The following is a 7898-nucleotide window of genomic DNA, read 5'->3' on the forward strand; positions in this document are numbered from 1 at the left end:
CGTTCGACAAGCGATTGATCCATGTTTATCCACAAAATGCTTTCAAACCCCTGAACCTTCAGCGAAAATTATTGCGCCGATCTTGACCCTCAAGGCTGGATGAGCTGCGCGAGCAGCTCGTTGACGCGCCGCTCCGCGTCGGCGAGGGCCTGATCGACCGGTTTCATGCCGGTTATCGCGGCCTCCAGCTCCTCGCCGATCAGGCCCTGGATCGCCGACTGGCGCTGCACGTAATCGGGGAGCTGCCCGCCGGTCGCGGCCATTGCGGCGATGTCGCGGCGATGCGGCAGCGCCTGGAATTGGGGCAAAGCGAGCACCGCCCGGAACGCCGGCAGCTGGCCGGTCCGCGTCCAGTCGAAATTGTGCGCGGCCATGAAGCGCAGGAAGCGGGCGATCGCATCGCGTTGCGCGGGCGTGCGCGTCCGCCGCGGCATCACCCAGCTATGGCCGTCGACGAAGGCGGCGTCGTGGCCCCACAGGCGCGGATAGGGGACCACCGCATAAGCATGGTAGAGCGGCCGGCCGGGCGTTTCCGCCTCGGCGTCATAGGGGCCGATCATCCAGGTGCCGACCGGGAAGATGCCGCCCTCGCCGTTCATGAAGCTCTGGCTGGCGGCGGGGAAATCCTGGTTGCGCGTGGTCAGCCCCTCGGCCTGGATGGTGCGGAACAGCTCCACGATCTGCCGCGCCTGGGGGGTGGCGATGCGGATATGGCGGGCGTCGGGAAAGATGATTGCGTCCTGGGCAAGGAGATAGGTGTAGAGGTTGCGGACGTGGCTCGCCGGGTCGTTGACCTCGGACTGGATCAGATAGGGCTTGCCGGTGGCCGCGCGGAAGCGCCGCGCCTGGTCGAGCAATTCCGCGGGCGAGCGCGGCAGGATCGGGCGGCCGTCGCGCACCAGCCCCGCCTGGGCCATCAGCCGCATGTTGACGTGGAACAGGCCGCCGATCGTGTCCCAGGGCATGGCGAAGAGCCGGCCGGCCTTGGTGACGCCGCGTCGGCCGGCCGCGGTGAACTGGTCGGGCCCGATCCCCGCCTGGCGGAGGATCGCGTCCATCGGCTCGAGCAGGCCGCGGCCCTGATAATCCGAGATCACCGACTGGTGCATGGTGACGAGGTCGGGTGGGTCGCCGGCCGCGATCTGCGCGGTGAGCTGGGGGTAACCGGGCCAGGCGACGATATTGACGCTGACCGCGACGTCCGGATTTTCGGCCTCGAAGCGGTTGATCAGGGTGGTCAGGATGCCGCATTCGCCGTCCGCCGCGGCGACGTCGATGCTTTGCCCGTAGACCGCGCCGCATTCGCCGAAGAAGCGCTGGATGACGATCTCGGTGCGCGCGCCGCCGCGCGCGCAGCTGCCGAGCGCGACGAGGGCGAGCAGCACCAGCGCCAGGCGCGCTTTGCTCATCGCACCGCGGTCCCGGCCATGGCGCGGACGATCTGCTTCTGGAAGATGATGTAGACGATCAGGATCGGGATCGAGGCGAACACCGCCTGCGCCATCAGGAAGCCGAGCCCGCTGGTCTGCGCATAGTTCATCTGGCTGGATGCGAGGCCGACCGTCAGCGTGAACATGTTGCTGCGCGTTGCCGAGATCAGCGGCCACCAATAGTCGTTCCACGAGCCGAGAAAGGTGAACACCCCAAGCGTCACTTGCGCGGGGATGGTGAGCGGCAACAGCACCTTGCGAAAGATGGTGAAGCGCGACGCGCCGTCGAGCATCGCCGCCTCGTCGAGTTCGACGGGGATCGCGCGAAAATACTGAGTCATGAAGAACACGCCGAACGGCGCCACCAGCCCGGGCAGGATCAGCCCCGGATAGCTGTTGTGCAGGTGCAACGCCGCGAACAATTGGTGCCGCGGCAGGATGACCGCTTGCTCCGGAATGGCGAGGCCGAGCAGCACGAGCAGGAACAAGGTGCGCTTGAATGGAAAATCGAGGCGCGCGAACCCGTATCCGGCGAGCGAGCAGAGGATCAGCACGCCGCCGGTCGTGCCGAGCGACACGATCAGGCTGTTGAGCAGCCACCGCGTGACTTGCGAACTCAACAGGATCGCGCGGTAATTCTCCAGCGTGTACGGGCCGTGGAACGCCGACGCACTGTCGCGCATCAGCTCGGCGTTGCTCTTGAGCGACAGGATCAACGTCCACAACAGCGGCGTCACCATGATCAGCGCGCCGATCACCACCGCGATCCAGGCGAGGAGCGGCAGCCGGTCGCGCTTGTCCGCGGCGGCGCTCATCGCTCGCTTTCCTGCCGCGTGACGGTCCAATATTGCAGCAACGTGATTGCGAGCACGAGCGCGAACAATATCTCCGCCGTCGCGGTCGCGTAGCCCAACTCCCAGCGGCCGAACGCGACCTCGTAGATGAACAGCACGACGGTGCGCGACGTGCCGCTCGGGCCGCCGCCGGTGAGCAGCTGCGCCTGGCCGAACAACTGAAGCTGCGCCGCGGTCTGGAGCATCACCACGAGCAGCAACGTCCGCCGCAGCGAAGGCAAGGTGATCCGCCGAAACGTCGTCCAGCGGCTCGCATTATCGAGCGCGGCAGCCTCGTACATATCCTGCGGAATCTGCTGGAGCCCGGCGAGGAACAGCATGATCGGAAAGCCGAGCGACCACCAGATCGTAGTGATCGCGAGGCTCGGGATCGTCCAATGTGCGTCGCTGAGGAACGGAATCGGATCGCGTCCCATCGCGGTCAGCAGCTTGGCGACGAGCCCGGCGTCGGGGGTCAGGATGAAGCGCCAGACCAAGGTCACGATCGTCACCGACAGCACCGAAGACGAGAAGAAGATACCGCGAAAGATCGCCGCGCTCCGCGTCGCCCGGTTGAGCGCGAGCGCGAGCAGCAAGGCGATGATCGTCAGCGGCGGCACGATCAGCACCGCGACTTCGAACGTGTTGAGCAGCGACTGGTAGAAGACCGGGTCGGCGAACAGCCGCGCGTAATTGCCGAGCCCGACCCATTCGCGATAGCCGAACAGATCGGCGCGATTGAAGCTGAGATAGATGCCGAGCAAAAGCGGCACGATCAGGATGCCCAGGTAGAGCAACAGGAACGGACCGACGAACGCGAACCCGCCGAGCCGTCCTGGCCGTGCGGGCTTGCTCACGCGGCGCTCTCGGCGTGGTGGCCTTGCCCGTCCGGGCCGAACAGATGCGCGGCAGCGCCGTCGATGCGCAGCCCGATTCGGTCGCCCATACCGACTCGGCTCGCACCTTCGCCTTGCGCGGTGATCTCCTGCCCGTCGGCAAGGCGGGCATAGATGAGCGTCCGGTCGCCGAGCCGCTCGACCAGCTCGACCGTGGCGTCGGTCGTCCCTTTGCCGGGCGCGGTCGCGGCGACGCCTTCGGGCCGGAGCCCGAGCTGCAACGCCGCGCCTTCGGTCAGCCCGGCGCGCGGTACCCGAGTGGCGACCTCGCAACCGTCGCCCAGCCGGACCCGCGCATGCTCTTCGCCTGGCAACAGTACGCAGGAGGCAAGAGTCATCGCCGGCGATCCGACGAACCGCGCGACGAACGCATTGGCGGGGCGCGTATAGATCTCCATCGGTGCGCCGACTTGCTGGATGCGCCGGTCGTTCATCACGACGATTCGGTCGGCGAGCGTCATCGCCTCGGCCTGGTCGTGGGTGACCATGATCACCCCTGCCTCGACCCGCTGGCGCAGCTGCGCGAGCTCGACCCGGGTGCGCGTGCGCAGCGCCGCGTCGAGGTTGGAGAGCGGCTCGTCGAGCAGGAACAGCTTGGGATTCTTGACGATCGCGCGGCCGATCGCGACTCGCTGGCGCTGCCCGCCCGACATTTGCCCCGGCTTCTTGTCGAGCTGGTTCTCGATCTCGAGCACGCTCGCCGCTTGGGCAATGCGCGCCTCGATCTCGGCCGCGGGCACGCGCGCGTTGCGAAGCCCGAACGCCATATTCTCGCGCACCGTCATGTGCGGATAGAGCGCGTAGTTTTGGAACACCATCGCGACATCGCGCTCGCCCGGCGGCAGCGGATCGATACGCCGCCCGTCGAGCCACACCTCGCCGGCATCGGCGGTTTCGAGGCCGGCGATGATCCGCAGCAAGGTCGACTTGCCGCTCCCCGACGGCCCCAGGAAAGCGGTGAATTCGCGCGGCGCCATCGCCAGCGACACGTCGTCGAGGACGAGGACGTCGCCATAGGATTTGCGGACGCTGTTCAGCTCCAGACCGGCCACGGCACCCCTTTTATCATATTTATTCGATCCGCTTGTCGTCCAGGCGCGGGCGCCCCGTCAATGGTTCAGTAGACCGGCTCGAGCAGGCCCTCGATCACGTGGCTCTGGACGATCGGCTCGAGCGCCTCGACAACGCGACAGGTCAGATGGTCGCGCACCCGCGGCGGCAGGCTGTCGTGATAGGCGCGCGTGACTTGCAGATCGTGGTGCGCGGCGTTGGTCGCATCGGGAGCGTCGACACCGACCACCAGCACCGGCCGCGGTTCGTTCGATCGATTGGCAGTGCCGCGATGCACGGTCAGCGCGGACCGCGCGGAGATGTCGCCGCGTTGCGGCTGCTTGGTCACCGCCTTGCCTTCGTATCGCCCCCACAGCTCACGCGGCGGGAACATGCCCTTGGGACAGCCCTCGAACTCGTCCCATTGCGTGCCCGGCGCGATCTGCATCGGGCCGTGCTCCGGCCGCGTGTCAATCGTCGGCAGGTTGAACGCGAGCGAATTGAGCCGGCGGTCACGCGTCGTCGCCCCCGGCACCGCGAAGTCGCGGTGCCAGGGCTGGTCGGCGGCGCCCGGGAAAGGGATGTCGAAGCCGATCTCGACGATCCGGTAATCGCGCGTCAGCACCGCCTCGCACACCGCGACGAACCAGGGGTGCGTCACGATCTCGACAAAGCCGGAGATCCGCTCGGGTTGCGTTTCGACGTACCAGCGCTCCGGGCCTCGTGGGAGCGCCCCGCCCGGCACCGATCGCGCTTCCTCGAACAGCGCCATGATCTCGGCATGGAGGCTGTCGGCGAACGCAGGGGCAAACGCGCCTTTGCAGGCGATGATGCCGTCGCCGTACAGCCCGCCGAGCAAGTCGGCCGGCTCGTAATCCGGGCTGTCTGGTGCAGTGGCCATAACGACTCGTCCCATTTATATGACAAATATCTTCTCGCGGCGCGGTTCCGGAGTCAAAGGGGCGCCATGACCGCGACTCAGCTTTTTTCCGTGGATGCCGCCGCAGAAGGTGCCGGCTACAGTTTCCTCATCTCGCGTGGCGATACGCGCCAGGAATATCGCCTGCCCGGCGGCGAGCATACCGATTATACCGCCTTCTACGCGGCGCTGGCGCGCGACTTCGGCACGCGCCTGCCGCACGTAACCGAGGGTCATGTCGTCAGCGACACCGCCCCCGAACCCGATTGGCGGCCGCTGATCCTCGAAAATCTGAGCCCGCGCACGACCGCCGGCTATGGCGACCCGGCGGTGCTCAAGACCGACGAGGGCTATATCCTCGTCGCCACGTCCAACGACGCCGTCGATGCCTTCCCGATCCTGCGGTCGCCCGACCTCGAGACGTGGAAGCATGAGGGTTTCGTCTTCCCCGAAGGCGAGGCCCCGACCTGGACTGCGCACGGCCACCGCGTCGGCGATTTCTGGGCGCCCGAAATGGCCAGGGTCGGCGAAGAATATTGGCTAGTCTATACTGCCCGCCAACGCAGCAACGCGCTGGCGATCGGGCTCGCCAAGGCGCCGCATTGGTCTGGCCCGTGGACCGATCTCGGCCACCCGCTGATCGTGGGCGCCGCGGTCAACACAACCGGCTTGCCCGACGATCCGGCTCAGCCCGTGCTCAGCGGCGGCGTCATCGATTCGCACATCTTCATCGACGCCGACGCCACGCGCTACCTGTTCTGGAAAAAGGACACCAACGGCATCTGGCCGCGCCCGCTCGCCGGGCTGCTGCGCGCGCAACCTGTACTGATCGACGCCTTGTTCGCCGCGGAACCCGACCGCCGCACCGCCGCCTTCGCCGCCGCGATCCAGCCATGGGCGAACGCCCGGCGGCCGATGGAACGCTTCTTCCTGATGCAGCCGCTGATCGAAGCAGTGCTCGACAATTGGGGGCCTGTGAGGGAGGTGCTGGCGAGCATCCCCGAGGCGGCGGCGATCGTCGCGGCGATGAGCACGCCGATCCACGCGCAGCGCCTGTCCGCGGCCGGCGAGCTGATCGGCGAAGACACGCTCGTCCTCCAGAACGACCTCGATTGGGAAGGCCATCTGATCGAGGGGCCGTGGGTCACGCGGCAGCAGGGCCGATATTGGCTGTTCTATGCCGGCAACGATTTCGGCACGCCGGCCTATGGCATCGGCGTGGCAGCCGCCGACCATCCGCAGGGGCCCTACGTCAAGCAGCCCGAGCCGCTGCTCAAATCGACCCGCAGCTGGTGGGCGCCCGGCCATGCCTCGGTGGCGCCGGGGCTCGACGGCGAGCCGCAGCTGTTCTTCCACGCCTTCTTCCCGGGCTCGGGCGGCTACAACGCGTTTCGTGCGCTGCTGACGACGCGGCTGCGCTTCGGCGCGGACGGCGTAACGCTGGTTTGAGCGGACCCGGCCGCCGCACAGTCCCGTTCCGGGCGTTAAAAACCGTTAACCAAGAGCATGTTAGTCAGCTTTCCGACAGCATTCTTGATTTATATTATTATTTCTGATTCGTTGGCGGTCAGTCGACGCAGAAACGACGACGAGAAGAGCTCCTGCGGGGTGAATGACGATGATTGAACGCTGGGCGCCTGAGGCGGCGCGCGACTGGTTCGCGAAGCAGCCATGGCTGGTCGGGTGCAACTTCACCCCCTCCACCGCCATCAATCAGCTCGAGATGTGGCAGGAAGCGACGTTCGACCTGCCGACGATCGAGCGCGAGCTGGCGCTTGCCGCGTCGATCGGGATGAACGCGGCGCGCGTCTACCTCCACGATCTGCTGTGGCTGGAAGATGCCCCGGGCTTTCTCGACCGGGTCGACCGGTTCCTCGCGGCGGCGGATCGCCACCGCATCCGCACCATGCTGGTGCTGTTCGATTCGTGCTGGCATCCCGAGCCCAAGCTCGGGCCGCAGCCGCAACCGCGCGAGGGTGTGCACAATTCGGGCTGGGTGCAGTCGCCGGGCGTCCCGGTGCTGCTCGATCGGTCCGAGCACGCGCGGCTCGAATCGTACGTGAAGGGCGTCGTCGAGCGCTTCGGGCAGGACCAGCGCGTGCTCGCCTGGGACATCTGGAACGAGCCCGACAACGGGCCGGAGGTCGCGCTATGCGATGCGAAGGCGCTGAAGGCGAAGGCCGACATGGTCGTGCCTTTGCTCGTCGAGGCGTTCGCCTGGGCGCGCTTGATGGACCCCAGCCAGCCGCTCACCAGCGGCATCTGGCTCGGCGACTGGTCGGCGCCCGACCTGCTCAGCCCGATCCAGCGCGTGCAGACCGGCAGTTCGGATATCATCTCGTTCCACAATTACGGCGTCGCGAAGGACTTCATGCGGCGGGTGAAGTGGCTCAAGACGTTCGGCCGGCCGTTGCTGTGCACCGAATTCATGGCGCGCCCCGCCGGCAGCACGTTCCGGGACATCCTGCCGGTCGCCAAGAAGCACGATGTCGGCACCTTCTGCTGGGGGCTGGTGCGCGGCAAGACGCAGACGCACTTGCCGTGGGACAAATGGAAGATGCCCAAGAAGGCCAACAAGGATGCGTGGTTCCACGACATCTTCGATGCCGACGGCGCGCCGCACGACCCGACCGAAGTGGAATTCCTGCGGCTGCTCAACGCGATCGACGCCGCCGACGCCTGACGCCTCCCGCTTATCCGAAAATATAAAAGCCCCGCCGGCTCGACGAGCCGGCGGGGCTTTTAATGGTGGGCGTGGCAAGGATTGAAC

7 protein-coding genes are annotated in these 7898 nt (G+C 66.8%); 2 read left to right on the forward strand and 5 right to left on the reverse strand.

All coding sequences use genetic code 11. The features are described 5' to 3' along the window. Window positions 1-89 precede the first annotated feature (89 nt). From VH326_RS06580 to VH326_RS06600, 5 genes are all read right to left on the reverse strand, one after another. Window positions 90-1409 (reverse strand): ABC transporter substrate-binding protein, encoded by a 1320-nt coding sequence (locus VH326_RS06580; RefSeq protein ID WP_329631011.1) that lies wholly within the window; start codon window positions 1407-1409, stop codon window positions 90-92. Next, window positions 1406-2245, reverse strand: a complete 840-nt coding sequence (locus tag VH326_RS06585) for a carbohydrate ABC transporter permease (protein WP_329631012.1) — start codon at window positions 2243-2245, stop codon at window positions 1406-1408. Before VH326_RS06585 ends, VH326_RS06580 begins: the two co-directional genes overlap by 4 nt. After that, window positions 2242-3120 carry a sugar ABC transporter permease gene (locus VH326_RS06590; RefSeq protein WP_329631013.1) on the reverse strand — a complete coding sequence of 293 codons (879 nt, stop codon included), beginning with the start codon at window positions 3118-3120 and terminating at the stop codon, window positions 2242-2244. Before VH326_RS06590 ends, VH326_RS06585 begins: the two co-directional genes overlap by 4 nt. Next, window positions 3117-4211 carry an ABC transporter ATP-binding protein gene (locus tag VH326_RS06595; protein WP_329631014.1) on the reverse strand — a complete coding sequence of 365 codons (1095 nt, stop codon included), beginning with the start codon at window positions 4209-4211 and terminating at the stop codon, window positions 3117-3119. Before VH326_RS06595 ends, VH326_RS06590 begins: the two co-directional genes overlap by 4 nt. Window positions 4212-4276: 65 nt before the next feature. Continuing rightward, window positions 4277-5110, reverse strand: a complete 834-nt coding sequence (locus VH326_RS06600) for a phytanoyl-CoA dioxygenase family protein (RefSeq protein WP_329631015.1) — start codon at window positions 5108-5110, stop codon at window positions 4277-4279. Between the two features lie 66 nt (window positions 5111-5176). On the opposite strand from VH326_RS06600, the gene VH326_RS06605 reads away from it, so the two are divergent. Beyond that, on the forward strand, window positions 5177-6577 hold the full coding sequence (locus tag VH326_RS06605; RefSeq protein WP_329631016.1) for a family 43 glycosylhydrolase: 1401 nt from the start codon (window positions 5177-5179) through the stop codon (window positions 6575-6577). Between the two features lie 163 nt (window positions 6578-6740). Then, window positions 6741-7811: a cellulase family glycosylhydrolase gene (locus VH326_RS06610; protein WP_329631017.1), complete on the forward strand. Its 1071-nt coding sequence runs from the start codon at window positions 6741-6743 to the stop codon at window positions 7809-7811. Window positions 7812-7898: the final 87 nt, after the last annotated feature.

The sequence above is a fragment of the Sphingomonas sp. genome, from assembly GCF_036269755.1.
In the GTDB taxonomy this organism is placed as follows: domain Bacteria; phylum Pseudomonadota; class Alphaproteobacteria; order Sphingomonadales; family Sphingomonadaceae; genus Sphingomonas.